Here is a 303-nt window from a genome sequence, read left to right as displayed (position 1 = left end):
CATAATCGTCTGGATTGCTGCTGTTTTTGTGGTTGGCCTCACCCTTAATGAATTTGAAGTAGGCAAAGGCAGCGCCGCCCATCACAGCCAGCACCAGCAGCAGGACAGCCGGGTTTAGTCCTGCGGATTCTTTTTTCTCAGGCTCCGCAGGTTCCGCCGGTGTTTCCAGCTCCGGTTCCTTGCCGGTACAGCCGGTCATGTCTGTACTGCACACCTCGCATTTGGTGTTGACTTCACCGGCTTCGCATATTTCCGTGCAGTTGCAGACAGCGGGTGGTTTCTCGGTGGACTGCCCATCCTCCA

General features: G+C 55.8%; 1 protein-coding gene. It reads right to left on the bottom strand.

From position 1 onward, the window contains the following. Nucleotides 1–303 (bottom strand): DUF4366 domain-containing protein (locus P0G09_RS18430; RefSeq protein WP_275253398.1); only part of this gene is annotated, 303 nt, incomplete at both ends.

This window comes from Faecalibacterium sp. DFI.5.82, from assembly GCF_029076575.1.
Lineage (GTDB): Bacteria > Bacillota > Clostridia > Oscillospirales > Ruminococcaceae > Faecalibacterium > Faecalibacterium duncaniae.
This window is presented reverse-complemented; position numbering and strand designations above follow the sequence as displayed.